Genomic DNA, 21,682 nt, shown 5'->3' with positions numbered 1-21,682 from the left:
CTATTTCAAATGTACTTTTACATTTTGAATGGGATTTTAGACCGTTTTAGACGTATCAACCTGCACTTTTACATTTTGTTTCTCCGTTGGTATGTGGAGACTAACATACGGAGTCGATTTCGCATCTAGACAGGTGGCACACAGCGGTACGCGGTGCTCGATCGCACGTTGGCGGTCAAACCTTACTCTTCGACTTGCTTTATCTCGGCTAAGGTTCTTCCGAAATGCTGCTTAAGCAGCTCCTTGTATCGACTCCCCCCGATTTCCTCCTTCGTCATCGTTCCGTTAGCCCAGGTGGTGAAGGAATGATCCGTCAACGTCATGCTTCCTGCTTCAGTCAGTTTCATAATGAGAGGGTCTTTATTGAAAACGGACAGCTCATGCTCTGCAATTAATTGCTGCAGCTCATCCAACTCGGTCACATCGGATATGAGTATCCGGGAATTGAACACGTAGCCGATTTTCCAATCAGGGTCCTTATGCTTGAGCTTGATTTCTAGTTGGTAGTCGCCATGCTCGCTGTTGGCTTTACGGATTCGGAATTCGCCATTTGACGTCTGTACGGTCTCCCCGGTTAACGGAACAGGCGTTAAGGGGAGATTGCCTCCAAAGCCTGTATCAACCAAATATGTCCGTTCTTCATAAGAGAGAAGAATAGTGGCATGCGTTCTGCCGATGGGCATGAACTTCTGGGTCTCATTATTGAATACGACTCCGCGAGTCATGACGGCGTTAAAGCCATTTTCCAGCAGGAAAAGGTACAGTAAGGAATTAAGTTCATAGCAGAGGCCGCCTTCTCCCTGTACTAAAATTTTGTCCAGCAAGTTTTGCTGCGTGATGCTTCTGGTGTTTCGTTCCATGATGCTGAAGTTTTCGAACGGAATCGTCCTCCCCGCCAGCTCCAAAATACGGGGCAAATCCTCGAAAGTAAGGGTATTCTCTGCTGGATACCCGACTCTGCTGCGAAATAAATCATTTAGTTGTTCATTCATCGTCGTAACCTCCGGTCTTGATAGCTGTTGTTAATTTTATTCTAAAGCAGATTGGCAGCTCCAACCATATAGAATTGAATCGACTGTATCGGTACAGTTGAAACTTGTTTATACTAGGGAACAGAACGGAGAATAAGGAGCGGCTATGAAAAAGTATTCGGCGATAATAACCGATATGGAACAGCAAATTGCAGACGAATCAATTAAGCAGGGGCAGAAGCTGCCTTCCGTCCGCAGCGCGGCAAAGCAGTATGGCTGCAGCATTAGTACCGTTATAAGGGCATATGAGGAGCTGGAGCGCCGTCATACGATATATTCGATCCCGCAAAGCGGCTATTATGTGGTGGAAAAGGCGGGAAGTACAAAGGCAGACACAGATGACAAAGCCATTGATTTCGCCTCGGCGTCCCCGGATTTGAATGTGTTCCCGTATCTGGATTTCCAGCATTGCCTGAACAAGGCGATCGATGCGTACAAATACAACTTGTTCACTTATGGCGATTCCAAGGGATTGGAAAAGCTCAGGCTGACGCTCGCTTCACATTTGGCGAATGATCAAGTGTTTACAACGGCCGATCGGATCGTTATTACTTCCGGGGTGCAGCAAGCACTTGAGAAGCTGGCGAAAATGCCTTTTCCAAACGGCAAATCGGTCATTCTGGTGGAACAGCCAAGCTATGATATTTATTTGAGCTATTTGGAAGCCGAAGGGCTTCCAGTATGCGGGATCGCCCGATCAGCGAGCGGCATGGATCTGATGGAGCTGGAGGCGAGATTCCGCTCGGGCGGCATTAAGTTTTTTTATACGATGTCCCGCTACCATAATCCGCTAGGCACTTCTCTCCGGGTGGAGGAAAGGAAGAAAATCGCCGAATTGGCTGCCAAATATGACGTGTACATTGTGGAAGACGATTATATGGCTGATCTGGGCCATGAGCATACGTTTGATCCCATTTATGCGTACAACACAAGCGGGCATGTCGTTTATTTGAAAAGCTTCTCGAAAATCATTTTTCCGGGTCTGCGGCTGGGTGCAGCGGTGCTGCCGGAGAGTTTGATTGATATTTTCCACACCTATAAAAACTATGCGGACACTTCGCTGCTGTCACAGGCCGCACTAGAGGTCTACATTAAAAACGGCATGTACGAGCGGCATAAACATAAAATTTACCGCCAATATGCGCCTAAAATCGGCCAATTGATCCAGTCTCTCGACCGCTATGATGAGCGCGGAATGATCGAGCTCGCTAGAGAGAGCGCAGGAATTCATACGATGTTCAAGCTGCCGAGAACGGTCAATCTGGAAAGTCTGGTTAGCCGGCTTGCAGCTAGAGAGATAAGCGTTGTCACCAGCCGGAATTTTTATCTGTCCGATTACTTGGAGCGGGACAAGTTTCTGCGGATCAGCATTTCTCGGGCTCGGCTTGAGCAGATTGACGAGGGTGTGAAGGCCATTGTCAAGGAAACGAGACGGGCTAATAGTTGAAATAGCGATGGGGTTGGACTAAGATGGATTGGATAAGCCATCCATTTTTAGCGAAATGGATTGGGGTATAGTTCAGGAAAAGGATGTGGGCGGATGGAGAATCAGGAGCGCAGCAGCAATAGTTTGACTTACGATATTCTAATCAAGGCGAAGCCGGAACAGATATGGGCAGCTATTACGAATTCGGAAGGCACGAGGGCCACGTTGTTCGGAAGCCGTATAGAATCCACTTTTGAGCCCGGCGCCAGGATTGAATTCCGGGGACCGGGACCGGAAGGCGATGATACGCTGCATGTGTACGGCTTTGTCCGTTCGTTCAGACCGTTCGCTGAGTTTGCTTACGAACAGCATCCCGCTCCGGCTTATAATGAAAATCACGAAACGGTCTATTGCGATATGACTTTTAAATTGACCGTCGCAGATGCCGTTACGACGCGTCTGGAGCTGACATGCGTTTGGACAGAAGGCAATCCGGGATATGAGCATGCGAAAACCGAGTTTCCGGCATCTTCTTACATGGATTCGATTAAAAGCTACGCGGAATCTTTAAAGTAATGATACGTGTTTGACAGGATAGGCATGAGCTGACGTTGCCATCTTTGCTATGGTTATGTTATAGTAACTCTAATTATGTTGAAGGGGGTGAGGTAGGTGAATCACGAATTGGTTAACAACCGCATAAGCCAGCTGCCAGTTTCTATGGCTGGCATTACTCACACGTTTTTCGCGAACGGGATCAGTCTGTCTAAATTCGACTATACGTTTAAACCATTCGCGAGAAGACGCCTACCTTAACCACAACGGATTTTTTGTATCCTGAAGGGTCGCGGGCTTGTTGCCGCGGCTCTTTTTTTGGTTACGGATTAAGCGGGGTCTTCCGATATAACAGGAGGCTCTTAACTATGATAATTATAACCATGCAGCAATTGAATAAATACCACGCGGCAAATCTGGTGCTGGACGGCATCTCCCTGCAAATACAAGAAGGTGGCAAGTATGGACTGATTGGAAGAAACGGCAGCGGAAAATCGACGCTGCTTCGGCTGATTGCTGGCCATGAGCAGGCGGATGGAGGAATGCTTGCGATCCGCAAGGGGCTGCAAATCGGATATTTGCCGCAAATTCCTTCGGCATTCGATACATTGACCGTATATGAAACGCTCGCATATGGCTGCCGAGAGCTTCTTGCTATCAAACGGGAAATGACGCTGCTGGAGGAGCGTTTGTCCAGCTCCGGTGAAGCAGGCGAGGGGGGAGAGCTGGAGCGGCTGCTTCATTCCTATGCATCTGCGCAAGAACGCTTCGAACGCGGCGGAGGCTATGAGATGGATGTGCGGATTGATCAGGTAGCAAGCGGCCTGCAAATTGATCGCGGCAACGATCATCGTGCTTTCTCAAGCTTATCCGGGGGAGAGAAGACCCGCATCGTCCTGGCCTCTCAATTAATTACCCGCCCAGAGCTGCTGCTGCTCGATGAGCCGACGAATCATCTTGATTTAAAAGGTCTGGAGTGGCTGGAGCAGTATTTGAGCCGGTACGAAGGCACCTGTATCATCGTGTCGCATGACCGCTATTTTCTGGATGCAGCGACTGACCGGACGATAGAGCTGGAAGATGGGGGAGCGCAGCTCTATCCCGTTAGCTACAGCGGTTATGTGATTGAAAAAGAACAGCTTCTGCTGCAGCAATTTGCACAATTTCAAGAGCAGCAGAAGGTTGTAAAAAAAATGAAGGAGTCCATTCGTCAATTGGAGGAATGGGGACGGATTGGAGGCAATGAAAAGTTCTTCAAGCGGGCAGCCTCTATACGCAGAGCGCTGGAGAAGATGGAGATGGTCAAACGTCCCCAATTGAACAGGAAAACAGCCAATTTTGAGTTGTCTCCGCTAGACCGTTCGGCCCGTGTCGTTCTAGCCTTCGAGGATATCCGCAAAAGCTTTGGCGAACGTGTTCTGCTCGATGGGGCGGAAGGCCGTTTATTTTACGGGGAAAGGGTTGTGCTTCTAGGCGAGAACGGCAGTGGAAAATCGACGTTGTTCAAGCTCATTCAAGGCATGGAAGCTTCGGATGAGGGGAGCGTCACCTTAGGCTCTCGCGTAGAGCTCGGCTATTTGGCCCAGCAGGAGGCGGTCAGCGAGAGCAAGCAGACGCTGCTGGACTATTTCCGGACAGAGGGCAGATACGAAGAGGGCGAAGCTAGAAATGTGCTTGCCGGCTATTTATTTTATGGGAATGATGTATTCAAGCCGCTTGCCGCGCTTTCTGGCGGTGAATGGTCACGGTTGCGGCTGGCGCTCATTGTAACTCGCAATCCCAATTTGCTCCTGCTGGATGAGCCGACCAACCATCTCGATATCGATTCGAGAGAAGCGCTGGAGCAGGCGCTCGATGATTTTCCCGGTACAGTATTGGCGATTTCGCATGACCGCTATTTCATTAATCGTCTGGCAGAGCGGGTATGGGAGCTGGAGGGCGGCAGAGTAAAATCTTATCTTGGCAATTACGATGCATATAGCGGGCAGAGGGAACGAGAAGCGGCTCGAACGGAAGAGAAAGCCACATCTTCACCTTCATCGTCTTCGTTGAGTACAACGATTGATAAGGGGAAAAAGTCCAACGCGATACAGAGTAATGAAGTGCGGGCTGACAAAGGAGAAGACCAACGTAGCCTCTCCCGGCTGGAAGTGGAAATTGCTTCGTTAGAGACCAAGCTGGCTCAATCGGATGAAGCATTGCATGCTATGGCGGCTGAAACAGACTCCGTGCTGCTGGAAGAAGAGTGGAGGAAGCGAGAGGAGCTGGCCTCCTCGCTCGATAAGCTGATGGAGGAATGGCTGAACCTTTCCGGCGAATAATTGGCAGAGTGATAGCAGCAGACAAAGAACAGCAAGAGCAAGAGCAAGAGCATGCTGGCCCTGAAGAGGGCCGGCTTTTTTTATGTTAGACAGTTAAACGATTAGCATAGCTTACATCGCTTTTGATCGTTTTTTTCGCTGAGGGCAATAATGGTGAAAGGACTGTTGGTTTCGACATGTCCCGTGCCGGTTTGAACGGCAGCCAGACGTATACGGTGACGATTTGTGGACAGGCGCAACAACTTCGGAGCAAGGCAGGTTGTCATTCACCTTGCTGCCGTATCAATCGGAGCTGGTAATGCTCAATTAATTAAGTCTGACGGGAAGCGGAATGATGAAGCACCTAAAGCAGTAGAAGCTGTAGGGCTTTCCGCATATTCTGATAGGATATGCGCCGGGTGATTCTAGAAGGCGACGGATGAAATACAGTAACTGCAGAAAACCAAAAAAACACGTCCGCGATGGACGTGTTTTTTTGTGTGGGAATTAGTTCTGTTTGAAACCTCGGGCTACTCGATCGTCCAGCTCAACTGCTTCAAAATCTGTTGATACGCTCAGCGCTGACCAGCGTTCCGTTTCGGCGAGGCGCTCCTGATCTACCGTCCGTGCGATAGCAAGCGCATCGCTGCCCAGCAGAAGCCGCAGCGGAGGCTGTTGTTCATTTGTGATGGAAATAATGGCTTGAGCTGCTTTTGCCGGATCGCCGTTTTCTTTGCCCGTACGCTCACGAGCCAGATCGATTAACTGGCCGACTGATGCTTTGTAAGCTTCCGCAGGTTCAATATGCTGCATGGAGGAGCCTGCCCAATCAGTACGGAAGGCGCCTGGCTCGATTAGCGTTACTTTAATGCCGAGAGAGGATACTTCTTTGGCCAGCACCTCGGAAAAACCTTCAACACCCCATTTGGCTGATTGATAAGCCGCTAAGCCAGGAGCACTGCTGCGTCCTCCGATAGAGGAGAATTGGATAATATGGCCGGAGCCCTGTTTCCGTAAAAGGGGCAAAGCCGCTTTTGTTACATGGATGACACCCCATAGGTTCGTATCGAGCTGAGCCCGGAAATCTTCTATGGAAGTCTCCTCGATGGAGGAAATATTGCCGTAGCCGGCATTATTAACAAGTACATCAATACGGCCAAATGCTTCCACTGCCGCTTGAATGGCAGCTTGAACCTGTTCGTAGTCAGTCACATCCAACGGTATGGTCAGAACTTGATTGCCGTAGGTTTGAACTAAATCTGCTAATTGCTCAGGTCTGCGTGCCGTCGCGACCAATTTATCCCCATGAGCCAGAACCGCTTCAGCAAGACTTCGGCCGAATCCGCGAGAGCTGCCGGTAATAAACCAAACTTTAGACATATGAAGATCATCTCCCTGATGAGTATTGAATTTTGGAATTTTTATTCCAACGAGATCATCTTAAACCTGATTCGAAACAATGTCAATAGTCCAGAACGGCAGCAAGCCAGCAACTGGGATTATTGACGAGCCTCTCCGTTCATACTAAAGTGAGAGAAATGAGGTGAATGGATGAGTAAGCGGGACGATATTATGAATGCCACATTAGATCTGATTGACGAGGAAGGGCTGCAGTCCGTTACGTTTGCCAAAATTATGAAGAAAGCAAATGTGGGGTCGGGAACGGTTTTTAATTACTTTGCCAGTAAGGAAGAATTAATTAATGAAGTATATCGCAGAGCAAGAATTCATATGGGTGAAAGCATGCTTGAGGGCTATAATCCGGAGCTGGAGTTATATGAACGATTCAAGGGCATTCAGCGGAACCGGCTCCGCTTTGCGATGCATTTCTCCAAGGAATACTTATTTATCGACAGTTATTCGTACTCTCCCTATATATCACCAGATATTCGCAACATGGAGGATGCTTCGCGTGAAGCCATGGAGTCCATTATTGCTGATGGACAACGACAAGGAATCATTCGGGAGATGAACGTTATGTTATGCCATCAGATCGTTCATGGTATTATTACCTCGGTTGTCAGAGGCTATCAAATTGAAAAATACCCATTAAATGAGCTGCAGATGCATCAGGCGATGGAGGCTTGCTGGAAGGCCATTAAAGTGTAACGATAGCATGTGGTTTGGAGTGTTTAATCCAATATTTACTGAAAGGAGATAAGAATATGACCCTATACGTTGCTTTGCTTCGCGGCATAAATGTAGGCGGGCACAATAAAATTAAGATGGCCGATTTACGGGAAGCGCTTAAAGAGTTAGGCTTGTCTGGTGTACAAACGTACATTCAAAGCGGTAACGTCATATTTGCTTCGGCTGATAACGAGGCGCTTCTTAGAGAACGAATCGAGCAGCAGATTTACAAGGTGTTTGGTTTAACTATTAAGGTTATTATTAGAAGTTATAGTGAGCTGCGCCAAATTGCGGATAACTGTCCCTTTACCGAACAGCAAATTGCTGAGGCAGAGGCCAGCAGTGAAGGGGAATGTCTGTATGTTTCTATGCTGCTGCAGGAGCCTGCTGCCGAACGAATCCAGAAATTGCAAACAATCGATTTGCAAAAGGATCAATTCCATATTGCCGGTAACAACATTTACTTGCTGTATCAGAAAAGCATTCGCAATTCTAAGCTCTCCGTTCAAGTAGAAAAGCTGGGCGTACCGTCCACAGTACGAAACTGGAAAACAATCAATAAGCTTATCGCCATCTGCGAAGAGATGGATCGTAATGGCGTAAAATAATGTGTTGTAGCACCTATAGCTGTCTTACAAGCGAAGGAAACCCTGCCTATTTAATAGCTGCAGGGCTTCCTTCGCTTTTATTATGACGATTAGCCCAAAGCTGAAGCAATCGAAGGTGATGCCTGCCTTATTGCCCCGGAAATAATGGAATACCCAGCCGCTATCCCAAGTGACAGCAGCTGCACATTTGATTTTGTTCTAAGCGGGAGAGAATGAGCTAATTCGGAGCAGGGCAGACTACTGCATAATTGCAATTGAAGAACAGGAGGAATAATTGGTGAAGGTCTACATAATGAAGGTAATTTTTTGCGTGTTCGTGTTCGCTGCCATGACCGTTAACGGTCAAGCTCCTTCCGCTACAGCAGCAACTGCGGTTACGTTACAAGCACCGGTATCTGATATTCCGATGCTTACAGGGATAAATCAAGTAGCGTCAAACCAGCTGCGGGTTACTTATGATCAGCCGGTGGATCAAGTAAAAGGAATCAATCCTCAAAACTATTGGGTTCAGAACACAGCAGAGACGATGCCAACCAATATTGCGACGCTTGGTATGAACGACAGCGTGAATGCAAATAATTCGTTGACAGAAGAGAAGGTGAAGATTGAAGTCTCCGGCAGTACGGGGCAGGAATTCCTCTTAACCTTTAACCAGAATATCGCTCGAGGCATGGCTTTCAAACTCATTGTCTGTTATGTTACAAAGCCTGGTGCGCCGCCATACAGCGGGGATAACGGTTCGATAGCATTCGTCGGGCTGCGCTAAGGATGCAATAGCTTTGATTATGCGGCAAGCCTTCCGTGTAAAACAAAACAAAATGTAAGAGCGCGCCCTGCAAAGGGCGTTTTTTTATGTCCGGATTTTAAGAAAGTTCAATATTTTTCCTTATATCTTTAAGATCTGGTGCCTTAATCTTTGGACTTTCTTAAGTTTGTCTTTAATCGTATTTAAGACCTCCCCTCTAAGCTAGAGTCAGATAGATCAATGGGGAGGCTTACTAAATGATGACAAAAATAACAGTAGCAATTGTGTTTGGAGGCTGCTCGACAGAATATGAAGTTTCATTATCTTCGGCGTCGGCCGTTATCGAGCATTTAAATAAAGAGGTATACAATGTCGTAATGATCGGTATTTCACGTGAAGGGAACTGGTATCGGTATAACGGAGAGACTTCGTTGATCCGGGAAGACCGCTGGCTGGAGCATTCTAGTTGTGTGCCTGCTGTGATCTCGCCGAGCCGTCATCATAAGGGCTTGCTTGAGCTTGTCGGGACGGAGCACCGCTTTACACCGCTGGATATCGTCTTTCCAGTTCTGCATGGCAAAAATGGCGAGGACGGTACGATTCAAGGGCTGCTGGAGCTGTCCGGCATTCCGTTTGTCGGCTGCGGGACGCTGTCGTCCGCACTCTGTATGGACAAGGCTTTTGCGAAAACAGTTGCCCGAGCAGCCGGAATCGACGTGCCTGAGTTCGTTACGGTTTTTCCTGGAATGGCTGTCGCCGAAGCAGTTGCCGCAGCAAGCCAGCTTGGTTATCCGCTTTATGTGAAGCCTGCTAAATCCGGTTCTTCGATTGGCATATCGAAGGCGTACACAGAGCTTGAATTGGAAGCTGGCATTGAAGAAGCGCGTCGTCATGACAGCAAACTTGTTATTGAACGGCATGTGGACGGCATTGAGCTCGGCTGCGCAATTCTTGGACATGCGGGTGACGATCCCATAGCCGGCGAAATCGATGAGATTGCGTTGACCGGGGAGTTTTTCGATTATGAGGAAAAATACTCCTTGAGCACGGCAGCCATTCATCTGCCATCCCGTGTTGCTTCAGAGATGAAGGAGCTAGTGAAAGCCACGGCTTTGCGGATATACAGGGAGCTGAATTGCAGCGGCTTCGCCAGGGTTGACCTGTTTTTGGGCAATGACGGCAGATTATTGTTCAATGAGGTTAATACGATTCCCGGCTTTACCTCCAAGAGCCGTTACCCGAATATGATGCGCTATGCCGGCATTCAATTCCCGGAGCTGCTGGACCGGTTGATCGAATCGGCATTGAAAGAGGTACGGGTATGAGCGGGAAGCTGCTGGAAACCCGTAAGCCTGAGCAACGGCATGATGGTTATGTACGTTTGAATCAATCTGATATTTATAGAGGCTCGCTGCTGCTTGTTAACCGATCCCATCCTGTACGATTCGAATCAGCTTCGATCGTATCTTTGCCTGATAATATATTGCGGGCGGATCATGCCGAAGAGCCGTTCATATCGCTAGAGGTGAGCTGCTCTAGACAATTATCACGCTTGCTGGAAGCTTGCAGGGCAAGTAATCAAATAACCGTTGTCAGCGGCTATCGCTCTGCTGAAAAGCAGCAGCGAATTTACGAGCAATCGGTTGCTGAGCACGGGGAGACATTTGCGAACAGCTATGTTGCTTTGCCAGGCGCGAGCGAGCATCAGACTGGATTGGCTGTTGACGTTGGCGTTCGCGGAGGAAAGACGGATTATATTCGTCCAACATTTGCAGGGAGTGCCATCAGTGAGGTTTTTCGCGAATTAGCCCCGGAATACGGTTTTATTCAACGCTATCGGGAAGGCAAGGAGGCCGTTACGGGCATTGCTTGTGAGCCGTGGCATTACCGTTATATAGGTTATCCGCATTCGGTCGTTATGGAGCAATACGGCCTCTGTCTGGAGGAATATACCGCTTTTTTAAAAAGGTTCCCGTACGGCATTCAACATCTCTATTTCGCCGGTAATTACGAGATTTATTATGTACAAGCAGCGGGGGATAAGGCAGAGGTACCGATTCCTCAGGGAGATATCGAAAGTGTGGACTGGTCCGGCAATAATGATGACGGTTTTATCGTTACAGTACACCGCGGCGGCCTAGACAAAGGCGGCGATGACATTGGCTAATATCCGTTACGGCGGAATGGATACATTCAAGCTGGTCGCTGCTTTTCTAGTTATTACCATACATTTGGGCCCTCTATTGTCGGTTGACCCTTATGCAGATTTTGTGCTGACGGGCATTATTGCGCGGCTTGCGGTTCCTTTCTTTTTTATCGCATCCGGATTTTTCTTGTTTGGTAAAAGGAGTGGCGACCGGAAGCGCGAGCTGGCATCGATGCGTCGTTTCACACTTCGGATTGGCTTATTGTACGGTGTGGGAATTATCGCCTATTTGCCGCTTAATGTGTATGACGGCTATTTCAAGCAACCTATTCATGTATGGGGAATGCTGCAAGATATCGTGTTCAACGGAACGTTCTATCATCTCTGGTACTTGCCTGCTCTTATGACGGGAGCTTGGATCGTATACGGACTTCGGGTTTTTCTTTCGCTGAAGGCAGTGCTCGCAGTGTCTGCAGTATTGTATGTACTGGCACTTCTCGGCGACAGCTACTATGGATTAACGGCGGGCAGTCCGGTATTGACGGCCTTGTATGACGGCATGTTTACGATATTTGATTATACGCGCAACGGGATTGGCTTCGCTCCTCTATATATGGCGCTTGGAGCATGGGCAGCGCTTCGTCCGCTTCCTTCCCGCTCAAGACTCCGGTATTCTGCAGCGTTTATTGTTTCTATAGCTGTTTTGTTGGGTGAAGGAATCGTACTTCATGCCGAAGGCTGGCCTCGCCACGACAGTATGTACCTTGCATTGGTTCCTGCCGTCTACAGTCTGTTCCGATTGCTTCAGTCGGCGGAGGGAAGGGAGCACCCTTACATTAGGGCACTTAGCACCTGGATTTATATGATCCATCCCTGGACGATTGTCTTAGTGAGGGGCGGAGCGAAAGCGACAGGAAGCTTTGCTCTGATTGTAGAAAACAAACCAGTGTTCTATATCACCGTTGCCTTTGTCTCGGTTGTTCTGTCTGCTGTGTTAATTTGGCTCCTGCAATTAATAAAGGGGAAAGGGCGTGGAGGTGGTCCCCAAAAAGGGAAGAGACATTCCCGGCATCGTGCATGGGCTGAAATCGATCTGGACCATTTGGCGCATAATTTGAAGCAGCTGCAAAATGTAATTCCGCAGAGCACCGCAATAATGGCGATTGTCAAAGCCGATGCTTATGGACATGGAAGCGTTGAGGTGGCTCGGCGATTATACAAGGAAGGAGTACGATCCTTCGCCGTCGCCGATGTTGAGGAAGCGATCGTACTGCGGCGCAGCGGTATCGGCGGAGAGATCGTAGTGCTCGGGTATACAGCTGACCATCGTCTGGGCGACATTATGCGCTACCGGTTGACTCAGACTGTTGTCAGCGCGGAGGACGCTGAGCGGCTGCAAGCCTTTGGAAGGCCGATGATGGTTCATGTCAAAATCGATACCGGCATGAGGCGTCTTGGTGAAAGTTTTGAGCACACCGAGCGAATTTTATCCATGTATCGGCAGAAGCTTCTGCGGGTCACTGGCACATTCAGCCACTTGGCGGCAGCGGACCGTCAGGACGCTGCAGGGATTGCACTGACGCTTAAACAATTCGAAATTTTCGGAAGCGTTATCGCTCAAATTAAAGAAGTAGGCATCGATCCCGGCCGTATTCATTTGCAGAGCAGCTACGGCATGCTGAATTATGAAGGGGTAGGTATGAATTTGGCTCGGCCCGGTATTGCACTCTATGGAACTTTGGGCAGCGAAAAAGATACCGTTCGGGCGGATGTGGATCTTCGTCCGGTGCTTTCCTTGAAAGCAGCTGTCAGCCTGGTAAAGTCTGTTCAAGCTGGTGAGTCGATCGGGTACGGCGGAGATTACTTTACTCCGCGAAATTGCCGTATTGCGACACTCTCTATCGGCTATGCTGATGGAATTGCTAGAGAATATGCGGAACGAGGCGGATATGTGCTAATTAACGGTCAGCAGGCTCGGATCGTAGGCAAAATATGCATGGATCAGCTTATGGTAGACGTCACGGATATCGAGGGAGTCGAACAAGGTGATATAGTGACGTTGATCGGCCGGGATGGCGATGGGGTCATCACCGCGGCGCAAATCGCTGACCGGCTCGGTACGCTGACGAACGAGGTGCTAGTCTCTCTCGGAAGCAGAGTAGAGCGCGTCTATGTGTCGCGATGATATTGTGAGAGAGGTAATTTGTAGAAAGCGGAGCAAGCTGTGCTGATCGCTGCAAGTGAAGAAAGTGCGTCCTTACAGCGAAGCAGCTTCGCAAAAAACGAAGCGAATTTAGCTAATCAGAGCGGACGGTGGGTCATGGAACTGCGCAGCTAAAGAGACAGTTTGCTCCGGATCTGCTCTAAATGGTGAATATCATGCTGGGCAAATATGCGGATATAACTTTCGATTGAGAATTGTCGTTTGCCCGAACCAATCGTGAACCGTATGTCGTTGTTCACAATGTTAATAGCTTCAAATAACCGGTTGCGTGTAGTTACAAACTCATCAATTAAAGCAACTACATTGTTAAAGCTGCTGATGTACTGGATTCCCTCATAGTTGTGAGCGTCATGATCAGGGAAAGCGATGAGATTCGCTCCATGCTCCATATAAGGGATATGCTGCTCTAACATAAACTTATCCCAATAGTACAGATGCCCAATTATTTCTCTAATGGACCATTTCCCTTCTTTAATAGGGCCGAGCATTTTAGATGCTTCAATTTCTCTTAACCTGGCTATTTCTGCAGTTGTAACCTGATAACTAAGGATTGCTTTCGAATTCATTCGTTCTTCCTCCTGCTATTAAATTAGGGTGTGTCTGAGAACTCTGAGCGCAGTAAATTTTGCCGAAATATCGTTCCAAGCAAGGCTGTGAAAGGTGCCACTGAACGGGTTTTCAGACACGCCCTAGATGCTAGGATAATTATATTGGAATGGGATTGAACTGTAAAGAACATATGTTCCTATATAAGGACTGCGAATAGGGTTGTCAGCAGCGAAAAACTATGACAGTATGGAAAGCGAATATATGGATCTGGAGGAAATGAAATCATGGCTGCTTTACCCAACTGCCCTAAATGCAATTCCGAATACACATACGAAGACGGAAGCTTGTTCGTATGTCCGGAGTGTGCCCACGAGTGGAATCTTGCTGCGGATACGACAGAGGAAGTTAAGCTGGTGAAGGATGCGAACGGCAATCTGTTAAATGACGGCGATTCGGTAACCGTAATTAAAGACTTGAAGGTAAAAGGAAGCTCATCTGTTCTGAAAATTGGAACAAAGGTGAAAAACATCCGGCTTGTCGACGGCGATCATAATATTGATTGTAAAATCGACGGCTTCGGCGAGATGAAGCTGAAGTCTGAATTTGTTAAAAAGGCTTAATCGAACCAATGCAATTAACAAAGGATGTCCTCTGTACATCGGAATTTCCGATGTGTGTGAGGGCTCTTTTTCGTTTGATCAACACGGCTAACGCTGCTTTTGAGGAAAAGGGAACATGGATAGCTTGTCGAAATTAAAGAGTATGACCCTAGTAAAATTCATAAGTGCGTAAATGTTATTTCTGTTCATTATGAAATTGTCGGGCATCTATAGGGGCCGAGCAACTTTTATACTTGTTGATTGGAGGAATCTGCATATGAAAGTAAAACGAATCATTGCCAATGTGGCGGCCGGCAGGGTCGAAGCGGCGCAACAGTTTTATGGGACGGTGCTTGGCCTTGAACTGGTGATGGACCATGGCTGGATAACTACTTATGGTTCGGATGAATCGGCAAATGTACAAATTAGTATTGCTGCACATGGCGGAAACGGCACTCCGGTGCCTGATCTATCTATAGAAGTAGATGACGTTGACGTTGCCCTTGCACGGATGAGGGAAGCCGGCTTTCCAATTGAGTATGGGCCTGCGGATGAAGAATGGGGTGTTAGAAGGTTTTACGTTCGTGATCCGTTTGGCAAACTTATTAATATACTGGCCCACATAAACTCAAGCAAGAGCGACAGTAAACCAAATGAAGCTGCATTGTGAGAACGTGCTGACCCTAATTGCGAAGCGCAGAAGCAAGCAGCCATAAAATCCTGCCTTGAGGAATTCTTTTGACTAGATAAGGGTGAAAAATAACGTGCGGTCAGCCGATATAAGGTAAGGAGGAGGGATTACAATGGATATAGCCGCTTTATCGGTATCGTTGAATCAATCTGCACTATCACAAGCTGTCGGCATTAAAGTGCTTAGCATGGCGAACAAGCAGGCCGAGCAGCAGGGTCAGGGCATCGTTCAGTTAATAAATACAAGCCTTAATCCGAATGTAGGTCAAAACCTGGACATCCGGGTATAATCACCCCAAATTTTACACTAATTAATGGAAAGAAAACCGTATGCGGCTACAAGCATACGGTTTTCCTTTTTTATTTTTTCAAAAAAGTATAGTAAAAAAGTAGGGAAAGGATGGTATGATAACAATTATCAGTGCTATTCATTCACTCACCCATTCAGAGAGGTGCAACCTTTACGTGAAAAATGCTAAAGTGAATTTATTTCTTCTTCTTTTCCAGATGGCCTACGCATTGTCTTTGCTGGCTTGGATTCTGGTTGCGTTTACCTCATTCATGCTGTTTGATTCTCCGGAGGCTTTGGGTGACGCGGCGACTATTGCCTTTTTTATTTACGTCTGGATCTATCCGCTAGCTCTAATAGGAACGATAGTGTGCAGTTGGCTGCTTTACCACAAACGGAGATTTAAAGCCGCAGTGTGGGTGAATCTCATACCGCTGTTATGGATTATCCCATTAATTGTACTGATGTATGCTACTTAACATAGAGTGGACGTCCTGGCGGACGTCTATTTTATTGGCCAAGCTAACGAAAAATGCTGTTAATATATTTCGAGATCAAGCTGCCGATGTTTTTTCTCGCATATTCACGAGTGATCGCAAAACCGCCGTCGTTGCCGCGGCAGGTGTACCGGAACAAGATGATACCCTCCGTATGCTCCTCCTCATGCACGACAATACCCGCTTGATCAAGCGCTTGCTGAGTTGCCGCTAAATCCGTGCGCATTTGTGTCAAAACAATCGTAGTCGCTTTGACGAACAATGGTCGAAGTGATCTTGCGCGGCTCTCAATCTCGGTTAAATTCTTCTCTACGATGCTGTACGCCATAGGCAGCAATACTGAATCATGCATCATTTGAAGCTCATCGTGCGTGGCCGCAGGCGGCGCTGGAGGCCAGCCGTTTGAAGCGGCGATTTCATATTCCGTATGCCATGCAGGCTCGTGAAGCTCTGATGCAGTCGGCTTCAAGCAATCCGAATACCCGTTATCCATTAGTTGCTTACTATTCACTGTCATTCGTAAGTCACCTCTCTTTCATTATATGCGAACATACGTTCTTTAGTCAAAAGCAAAAATATAATTTCGCAAGATTCGCTGGAAAAGGAATGCTTCTAAGCACCCGATCATAATGTCTTCCCGCAATGCCGCATATACATAAGAAAACTAAAGCTGCAAAGGATGGGCGCGCTTATGGATATGGGCAATTTGCGGGAGAGGATCAGGCTGCTGACGAATGATCTGCTGCACCGTCAGTCGGCTGACGGTGCTTGGCGGTTTTGCTTTGATTCCGGCGTTATGACTGACAATTATTTGATTATACTGATGACCGCACTAGGAATAAGGGACCCGGGCTTCGTTCACACACTGGCAGTGCGGATTGCCGCAGCGCAATACCAGAATGGAGCATGGAAGCTGTATCCGGATGAGCCGGAGGGCAATTTAGAGACGACAGCCGAATCCTGCTATGCGCTGTTATGCGCTGGATATTATCGGCCGACGGATCACCGTATTTTGCAGGCTAAACAGTTCATTCGCTCCAAGGGCGGATTGTCTGAGGCGCGCAGCCTGCTGACGCAAGTCATTTTTGCAGCAACCGGCCAAGCGGAATGGCCGCGGCAGCTGCGGATTCCGCTGACCGTATTTTTCTCCGAGCTCGGCGTCGGTTTTGATTTATTTTCGCTTTCGGGCCATGCCCGCGCGCATTTAGTTCCGGCACTGATTATGTCGAACAAGCAATTTTATATAAGGAATGCGAATATGCCGGATTTATCGGATCTGTTTCTGGACGGCCCCAAGACGTTCAAGAACGATCGAACCTGGATCTCCAATCTGCATGAGTTGTTCTCGGCGCTTCCGCTCGCAAGCACGCTGGCTTCCATTGGCTCCTCGGCTGCGATGGAGCAAGCAGAAGCCTACATGCTGGAGCGGCTGGAGCCAAATGATACGCTGCTCACGTATGAGACTTCAACCGTTCTGATGATATTCTCGCTGATTGCTTTGGGGTACGCCGCGGACGATCCTTTGATTATCCGGCAGCTGCAAGGCATCCGCTCGCTGCAGTGTATGGACCGTGCGCATATTCAGATTGCGACCTCGGAAGTGTGGGACACGGCACTCCTTAGCCATGCTTTGCAGGACGCGGGTGTCGCAATCGAATCAACGGCGCTTCAGAACGCAGCTTATTATTTGGCGGCCAGACAGCAGACCCGCAAAGGCGACTGGGCGATCCGATGTCCGCATACCGAACCTGGGGGCTGGGGATTTTCCGACATTAATACGCTTTATCCCGATGTGGATGACAGCGTCGCAGCGCTCCGTGCGCTGCTTCCGTACCGGCAGAGCCACAGCTTCCCGAATGGTACAGCCAATTGGCAGAGAGGATTAAACTGGGTGCTGGCGATGCGTAATGACGATGCGGGCTGGCCGGCTTTCGAGCGAAAGGGGAAATGGATGCCCGCTAGCCTTTTCCAGTTCGAAGGATCAACTGACGTTGCTACTGACCCTTCTACCGTAGATTTGACGAGCCGGGTCCTCAGCTTTCTTGGCAAGGATTTGGGCATGACGATCGGCCATCGCTGGATTGACGATACGGTGCAGTGGATTTTGTCTCAGCAGACGAAGGAGGGAAGCTGGTACGGGCGTTGGGGGATCTGTTATATCAATGGTACCGGAGCGGCATTGCAGGGCATGTCCGATGCAGGTATGGCGAGTGATCATCCAGCTATTAAAAAAGGCCGCGAACTGGCTGCTGAGCATTCAAAATGCGGACGGAGGCTGGGGAGAATCCTGCTTGAGCGACAAGGTGAAAAAGTATGTACCTTTAAACGCCAGCACCCCTTCGCAAACCGCATGGGCGCTGGACGCGCTTATTGCCGCCAATGATAAGCTTACACCTGAAATCGAAAAAGGGGCCGAGGCGCTGCTTCGTACGCTGGAGCGGAGGAACTGGACCTATTATTATCCGACCGGGGCGATGCTGCCGGGGAGCGTGTATACGCATTATCCGAGCTACAACTATATTTGGCCGCTGCTTACTTTGTCCGCAATGGTGAAAAAATACGGTTCATAATCATGTACGATGGCTGGATCGATATGGTAAGATGGAACCGACCTTATATTTCCTTTTAACGGACAGAGACAAGAAAGAGAGATTGTCATGAATCAGCAACTAAACTTGTTTTTGCAATTGGCAGATGCTGTCATCATAACGGATGTCAAGCATACGATACTGCGCGTAAACGGTGCATACGAGAAGATTACAGGCTATCAGGAAGAAGAAATAATCGGGAAGCGTGCCGGTATTTTGCGTACGCCGTATACATCCCAGTCTGTCTACGATGGCATGAAGAGACAAATTCAGGCCGGCCGACCGTGGTCCGGTGTTTTTACAAACCAGAAACGGGATAAGGAGCTCTGGCATTCCTTCATTACAATTACCCCGTTCGACATTGAAGGCGAACTCTATTATGTGGGAGTATTCCGCGAGCTGGAAAAGCTGAAGCAAGGTCTTTATCTGGACGAAGATCGAGCCAGCCGGATGCAGGGCTCTTTGCTGAAGGTGCTGGCCATTTCTTGTGAAATTCGTGATCCGGGAACGGAAGCGCATCTGTCACGTGTGCAGAATTTAACAGAGCTGCTAGTGGAAAGACATAACGAGAGGCTGGAGCTGGCATTACCGAAGGTAGAGCTGGCCCGCATTGCAAATGCCAGCATTTTACACGACATCGGTAAATCGGGCATTCCCGAAGGCATATTGTATAAGCCGGGTTCTTTGGCCGATTACGAGCGAACGATTATCGAAATGCATCCCATCATTGGCATTGATATTGTGGATAAAATTTTTGCCGAGCTGGACGACGAACTGTTCGAGAAAGAGCTTCAGACCGCGAAAAACATTATTTTATACCATCATGAAAGATGGGACGGCACCGGCTATCCGCATGGCTTGAAGGGCGAAGCTATTCCGCTGGAAGCAAGGATCGTCAGTGTTGTTGACGTGTTCGACGCTTTATCAACGAAGAGGGCCTATAAGGAAAAGTGGAGCCTCGATTCAACGCTTGACTACTTGCGCGAACAGCGCGGCAGGCAATTTGATCCAAGTATCGTCGATTCTTTTCTGTCGCTGGCAGAAGATGATCAGCTCGTTCCTCATTTGGCTGCTCAGTGAGCAGGATGGGTTAGCAGCAAAAACAAAAAGCACCGCGCCCATGGGCCGGTGCTCTTTGTTTTGTTGCATTATGGAAGCATATTGCCGGCTGCTGTATAGATTTGGTACCATTCTTGCCGGGTCAAAGGAATGTCCGACCCTTTGCAGGAGTCTTGCAAACGTTGAACATTTGTTGTGCCGAGCACCACTTGAATGTTCGCCGGATGGCGTGTAATCCAGGCAACGGCAATAGCCGTGTTGGTTACGTCATATTTGGCTGCGATGCTGTCGATCACTTCGTTGAGCTCTGGATAGTTTTCGAGATCGCCGAGGAACGGTCCGTTGAAGAAGCCTTTTTGGAACGGCGACCATGCTTGTACTGTCATTTCTTTCAATCGGCTGTAATCCAAAATGCTGCCGTCGCGATTAACCGACTGATCGATATTCATATTAACGGCGATGCCAGCGTCAACAAGTGGCGTATGCGCGATGCTGAACTGGAGCTGGTTAACGACAAGCTTTTGCTTCACATATTTTTGCAGCAGCTCGATTTGTGCCGGATTTTGATTCGATACGCCGAAGTAGCGTACTTTACCGCTCTTGTGAAGCTCTTCGAACGCCTCTGCCACTTCTTCCGGCTCAACGAGAGCATCCGGGCGGTGCAGCAGCAAAATATCGAGGTAATCAGTGTTCAACCGCTTCAGAATACCGTCCGTCGATTCCAAAATATGCGCTTTGGAGAAATCGAAGTATCCTTTGCGGATGCCGCATTTGCTTTGCAGAATCATTTTCTCACGAATGCTTGCATTCATTTGAATGGCTTCTGCAAAATAAGATTCGCATTCCCCGTACGAAGGACCGTAAATATCGGCGTGGTCAAAAAAGTTGATTCCCTCATCCATAGCTGTACGGAACAGCTTCTCCGCTTCGATCAACGAAAGCTGTTTAATGCGCATAAGGCCCAGAATAAGATTGGACACCTTCAAGTCGGTATTGGCAATATCGATGTATTTCATTTTTAATAATCTCCCTTCAATCGGCTTTACTTTTTCAAGATATACGATAGAGTTAACTCTAGGTCAATCCTCGATTTGAAAATTAATCAAACTTATCATTAGCGTAACCTCAAAACGACCTTTTATTACCAAGCGAAGCTGGAGGGAAAGAGATGAATTACACCATTTCGCAAGTGGCCCAAAAAACAAACTTATCGATCTATACGATACGTTACTACGATAAAGAGGGGCTTCTGCCTTTCATTGACCGGGAAAACGGGACAAGAGTTTTCCATGAACAGGACGTCGACTGGATCGACCTGATCTGCTGCCTGAAAAATTCCGGCATGCCAATCAAAGAAATCCGAACGTTTATCAACTACTGCACCGATCATGATGCTGTCGTCGAGAAAGGGCTGGAAATTCTCGTTCAGCATCGGAAAAATGTAGAGCAGCAGCTTCGTGATACGCAGCGCAACCTGGAGACGATCAATTATAAAATCGAACATTTGCCGCAGATGTACAGAGAGAAATTCGCTGTTCGCGAGCAGCGTAAGACTGAGCTTGGAGCGGGGAATTCTGAACTCAAAGGCTAGTTGAATTGACTGCTTTTAAAGCATGGTTTATACCAATGGAAAATCTTAAACGAGCAGTTAACCACCGAGTCCTTCTCTCTCGCTAAATGAACAAAACAGGCGAGGGAGGAGAACTGCTAACTTTTCAAACTTCCGCTACCAGGTGAACTGTGTCCTTGTGGACGCCGAGGAACCACACGACATCCAGACTGGCCTCACAGTGCATGACCCCACTCAATTAAAACCTCCACAGACCTCCACGAGCTGCGGATAATATTAAATTATCGATCCAGCGACCTTTAACGTAAGCAGAAAATAACCCTTCCTAATTTGTCATTCCCGTAACATTAGGCTGCAAACCAAAGCCTCTCTAACTAATCGCCTCTGAAGTATAGGCGGTTAACTAAATGCTTTCTAACTAGTCGCCTCTGTAGCATAGGCTGCCAACCAAACCCTCTCTAACTAGTCGCCTGTGTAGCATAGGTGGTTAACTAAACCCTTTCTAACTATTCGTCTCTGAAGTATAGGCGGTTAACTAAATGCTTTCTAACTAGTCGCCTCTGTAGCATAGGCTGCTAACCAAACCCTCTCTAACTAGTCGCCTGTGTAGCATAGGTGGTTAACTAAACCCTCTCTAACTAGTCGTCTCTGTAGCATAAGCGGTTAACTAAGCATT

Annotated in this window: 22 protein-coding genes; 17 read left to right on the top strand and 5 right to left on the bottom strand. The window is 48.1% G+C overall.

Annotated elements, in window-relative coordinates:
- Window positions 1-182: 182 nt before the first annotated feature.
- Window positions 183-992 (bottom strand): arylamine N-acetyltransferase family protein, encoded by an 810-nt coding sequence (locus TY10_RS10760; RefSeq protein ID WP_042163124.1) that lies wholly within the window; start codon window positions 990-992, stop codon window positions 183-185.
- A gap of 145 nt (window positions 993-1,137) precedes the next feature.
- Here TY10_RS10760 and TY10_RS10755 point away from each other — a divergent pair, with 145 nt between their 5' ends.
- From TY10_RS10755 to abc-f, 3 genes are all read left to right on the top strand, one after another.
- Window positions 1,138-2,478, top strand: a complete 1,341-nt coding sequence (locus TY10_RS10755) for an aminotransferase-like domain-containing protein (RefSeq protein ID WP_042163121.1) — start codon at window positions 1,138-1,140, stop codon at window positions 2,476-2,478.
- A 93-nt stretch (window positions 2,479-2,571) separates the two neighbouring features.
- Complete coding sequence (locus TY10_RS10750; protein WP_042163119.1) at window positions 2,572-3,033, top strand: SRPBCC domain-containing protein; 462 nt, start codon at window positions 2,572-2,574, stop codon at window positions 3,031-3,033.
- A gap of 347 nt (window positions 3,034-3,380) precedes the next feature.
- A complete protein-coding gene (abc-f, locus tag TY10_RS10745) occupies window positions 3,381-5,333 on the top strand; it encodes a ribosomal protection-like ABC-F family protein (RefSeq protein ID WP_042163117.1) in 1,953 nt (650 codons plus the stop codon).
- Between the two features lie 486 nt (window positions 5,334-5,819).
- Here the strand turns inward: abc-f and TY10_RS10740 are convergent, their stop codons facing one another.
- Window positions 5,820-6,692 (bottom strand): oxidoreductase, encoded by an 873-nt coding sequence (locus tag TY10_RS10740; RefSeq protein WP_042163116.1) that lies wholly within the window; start codon window positions 6,690-6,692, stop codon window positions 5,820-5,822.
- Between the two features lie 171 nt (window positions 6,693-6,863).
- Here TY10_RS10740 and TY10_RS10735 point away from each other — a divergent pair, with 171 nt between their 5' ends.
- The 6 genes from TY10_RS10735 (at window position 6,864) to vanT (ending at window position 13,126) form a co-directional block, all read left to right on the top strand.
- The gene (locus tag TY10_RS10735) at window positions 6,864-7,421 is read left to right on the top strand and encodes a TetR/AcrR family transcriptional regulator (protein WP_042163113.1); all 558 of its coding nucleotides are present in this window, start codon (window positions 6,864-6,866) and stop codon (window positions 7,419-7,421) included.
- Window positions 7,422-7,477: 56 nt separating this feature from the next.
- A complete protein-coding gene (locus tag TY10_RS10730) occupies window positions 7,478-8,050 on the top strand; it encodes a DUF1697 domain-containing protein (RefSeq protein WP_042163111.1) in 573 nt (190 codons plus the stop codon).
- Between the two features lie 277 nt (window positions 8,051-8,327).
- Window positions 8,328-8,816: a hypothetical protein gene (locus tag TY10_RS10725; protein WP_052350482.1), complete on the top strand. Its 489-nt coding sequence runs from the start codon at window positions 8,328-8,330 to the stop codon at window positions 8,814-8,816.
- Between the two features lie 239 nt (window positions 8,817-9,055).
- Window positions 9,056-10,120 carry a D-alanine--D-serine ligase VanG gene (gene vanG, locus TY10_RS10720; protein ID WP_042163129.1) on the top strand — a complete coding sequence of 355 codons (1,065 nt, stop codon included), beginning with the start codon at window positions 9,056-9,058 and terminating at the stop codon, window positions 10,118-10,120.
- Window positions 10,117-10,962: a D-alanyl-D-alanine carboxypeptidase family protein gene (locus tag TY10_RS10715; RefSeq protein WP_042163109.1), complete on the top strand. Its 846-nt coding sequence runs from the start codon at window positions 10,117-10,119 to the stop codon at window positions 10,960-10,962. The genes vanG and TY10_RS10715 overlap by 4 nt, the downstream gene beginning before the upstream one ends.
- Window positions 10,955-13,126, top strand: a complete 2,172-nt coding sequence (gene vanT / locus TY10_RS10710; protein ID WP_420329396.1) for a serine racemase VanT catalytic subunit — start codon at window positions 10,955-10,957, stop codon at window positions 13,124-13,126. The genes TY10_RS10715 and vanT overlap by 8 nt, the downstream gene beginning before the upstream one ends.
- Window positions 13,127-13,275: 149 nt before the next feature.
- On the opposite strand, the gene TY10_RS10705 is transcribed toward vanT, so the two are convergent.
- Complete coding sequence (locus TY10_RS10705; protein WP_042163105.1) at window positions 13,276-13,731, bottom strand: DinB family protein; 456 nt, start codon at window positions 13,729-13,731, stop codon at window positions 13,276-13,278.
- 267 nt (window positions 13,732-13,998) lie between these two features.
- Between TY10_RS10705 and TY10_RS10700 the strand changes: the two genes are divergently transcribed.
- The 4 genes from TY10_RS10700 (at window position 13,999) to TY10_RS10690 (ending at window position 15,771) form a co-directional block, all read left to right on the top strand.
- Complete coding sequence (locus tag TY10_RS10700; protein WP_042163103.1) at window positions 13,999-14,334, top strand: zinc ribbon domain-containing protein YjdM; 336 nt, start codon at window positions 13,999-14,001, stop codon at window positions 14,332-14,334.
- Between the two features lie 256 nt (window positions 14,335-14,590).
- Window positions 14,591-14,983: a VOC family protein gene (locus TY10_RS10695; protein WP_042163100.1), complete on the top strand. Its 393-nt coding sequence runs from the start codon at window positions 14,591-14,593 to the stop codon at window positions 14,981-14,983.
- Between the two features lie 133 nt (window positions 14,984-15,116).
- Window positions 15,117-15,293 (top strand): YjfB family protein, encoded by a 177-nt coding sequence (locus TY10_RS29760; RefSeq protein ID WP_081735210.1) that lies wholly within the window; start codon window positions 15,117-15,119, stop codon window positions 15,291-15,293.
- Window positions 15,294-15,468: 175 nt separating this feature from the next.
- Window positions 15,469-15,771: a hypothetical protein gene (locus tag TY10_RS10690; RefSeq protein ID WP_052350481.1), complete on the top strand. Its 303-nt coding sequence runs from the start codon at window positions 15,469-15,471 to the stop codon at window positions 15,769-15,771.
- Between the two features lie 43 nt (window positions 15,772-15,814).
- Here TY10_RS10690 and TY10_RS10685 read toward each other — a convergent pair whose 3' ends face one another.
- Window positions 15,815-16,306, bottom strand: coding sequence for a YhjD family protein (locus TY10_RS10685; protein ID WP_052350480.1), 492 nt, complete (start codon window positions 16,304-16,306; stop codon window positions 15,815-15,817).
- A 174-nt stretch (window positions 16,307-16,480) separates the two neighbouring features.
- Here TY10_RS10685 and TY10_RS10680 point away from each other — a divergent pair, with 174 nt between their 5' ends.
- The 3 genes from TY10_RS10680 (at window position 16,481) to TY10_RS10675 (ending at window position 19,457) form a co-directional block, all read left to right on the top strand.
- The gene (locus TY10_RS10680; RefSeq protein WP_052350479.1) at window positions 16,481-18,172 is read left to right on the top strand and encodes a hypothetical protein; all 1,692 of its coding nucleotides are present in this window, start codon (window positions 16,481-16,483) and stop codon (window positions 18,170-18,172) included.
- A complete protein-coding gene (locus TY10_RS31460; protein WP_420329395.1) occupies window positions 18,081-18,359 on the top strand; it encodes a hypothetical protein in 279 nt (92 codons plus the stop codon). The genes TY10_RS10680 and TY10_RS31460 overlap by 92 nt, the downstream gene beginning before the upstream one ends.
- Window positions 18,360-18,446: 87 nt before the next feature.
- Complete coding sequence (locus tag TY10_RS10675) at window positions 18,447-19,457, top strand: HD domain-containing phosphohydrolase (protein ID WP_042163098.1); 1,011 nt, start codon at window positions 18,447-18,449, stop codon at window positions 19,455-19,457.
- Window positions 19,458-19,525: 68 nt separating this feature from the next.
- On the opposite strand, the gene TY10_RS10670 is transcribed toward TY10_RS10675, so the two are convergent.
- Window positions 19,526-20,452, bottom strand: coding sequence for an aldo/keto reductase (locus TY10_RS10670; protein ID WP_042163096.1), 927 nt, complete (start codon window positions 20,450-20,452; stop codon window positions 19,526-19,528).
- Window positions 20,453-20,604: 152 nt separating this feature from the next.
- On the opposite strand from TY10_RS10670, the gene TY10_RS10665 reads away from it, so the two are divergent.
- Window positions 20,605-21,027, top strand: coding sequence for a MerR family transcriptional regulator (locus TY10_RS10665; RefSeq protein ID WP_042163094.1), 423 nt, complete (start codon window positions 20,605-20,607; stop codon window positions 21,025-21,027).
- Window positions 21,028-21,682 lie beyond the last annotated feature (655 nt).

Origin of the sequence: Paenibacillus gorillae (genome assembly GCF_000513275.1) — a bacterium.
Classification (GTDB): domain Bacteria; phylum Bacillota; class Bacilli; order Paenibacillales; family Paenibacillaceae; genus Pristimantibacillus; species Pristimantibacillus gorillae.
The sequence above is the reverse complement of the archived record's forward strand: the minus strand, read 5'-3'. Positions and strand labels throughout refer to the sequence as shown.

Excerpts from the sequence above, each read along its gene's own strand:
- TY10_RS10735 (WP_042163113.1), top strand. The coding sequence starts at position 6,864 with ATGAGTAAGCGGGACGATATTATGAATGCCACATTAGATCTGATTGAC.
- TY10_RS10680 (WP_052350479.1), top strand. The coding sequence starts at position 16,481 with ATGGATATGGGCAATTTGCGGGAGAGGATCAGGCTGCTGACGAATGAT.
- TY10_RS10760 (WP_042163124.1), bottom strand. The coding sequence starts at position 992 with ATGAATGAACAACTAAATGATTTATTTCGCAGCAGAGTCGGGTATCCA.
- TY10_RS10685 (WP_052350480.1), bottom strand. The coding sequence starts at position 16,306 with ATGACAGTGAATAGTAAGCAACTAATGGATAACGGGTATTCGGATTGC.
- TY10_RS10670 (WP_042163096.1), bottom strand. The coding sequence starts at position 20,452 with ATGAAATACATCGATATTGCCAATACCGACTTGAAGGTGTCCAATCTT.
- TY10_RS10715 (WP_042163109.1), top strand. The coding sequence starts at position 10,117 with ATGAGCGGGAAGCTGCTGGAAACCCGTAAGCCTGAGCAACGGCATGAT.
- TY10_RS10700 (WP_042163103.1), top strand. The coding sequence starts at position 13,999 with ATGGCTGCTTTACCCAACTGCCCTAAATGCAATTCCGAATACACATAC.
- TY10_RS10705 (WP_042163105.1), bottom strand. The coding sequence starts at position 13,731 with ATGAATTCGAAAGCAATCCTTAGTTATCAGGTTACAACTGCAGAAATA.
- TY10_RS10740 (WP_042163116.1), bottom strand. The coding sequence starts at position 6,692 with ATGTCTAAAGTTTGGTTTATTACCGGCAGCTCTCGCGGATTCGGCCGA.
- TY10_RS10730 (WP_042163111.1), top strand. The coding sequence starts at position 7,478 with ATGACCCTATACGTTGCTTTGCTTCGCGGCATAAATGTAGGCGGGCAC.
- vanG (WP_042163129.1), top strand. The coding sequence starts at position 9,056 with ATGACAAAAATAACAGTAGCAATTGTGTTTGGAGGCTGCTCGACAGAA.
- TY10_RS10750 (WP_042163119.1), top strand. The coding sequence starts at position 2,572 with ATGGAGAATCAGGAGCGCAGCAGCAATAGTTTGACTTACGATATTCTA.
- TY10_RS10755 (WP_042163121.1), top strand. The coding sequence starts at position 1,138 with ATGAAAAAGTATTCGGCGATAATAACCGATATGGAACAGCAAATTGCA.
- TY10_RS10665 (WP_042163094.1), top strand. The coding sequence starts at position 20,605 with ATGAATTACACCATTTCGCAAGTGGCCCAAAAAACAAACTTATCGATC.
- TY10_RS10695 (WP_042163100.1), top strand. The coding sequence starts at position 14,591 with ATGAAAGTAAAACGAATCATTGCCAATGTGGCGGCCGGCAGGGTCGAA.
- abc-f (WP_042163117.1), top strand. The coding sequence starts at position 3,381 with ATGATAATTATAACCATGCAGCAATTGAATAAATACCACGCGGCAAAT.
- TY10_RS29760 (WP_081735210.1), top strand. The coding sequence starts at position 15,117 with ATGGATATAGCCGCTTTATCGGTATCGTTGAATCAATCTGCACTATCA.
- TY10_RS10675 (WP_042163098.1), top strand. The coding sequence starts at position 18,447 with ATGAATCAGCAACTAAACTTGTTTTTGCAATTGGCAGATGCTGTCATC.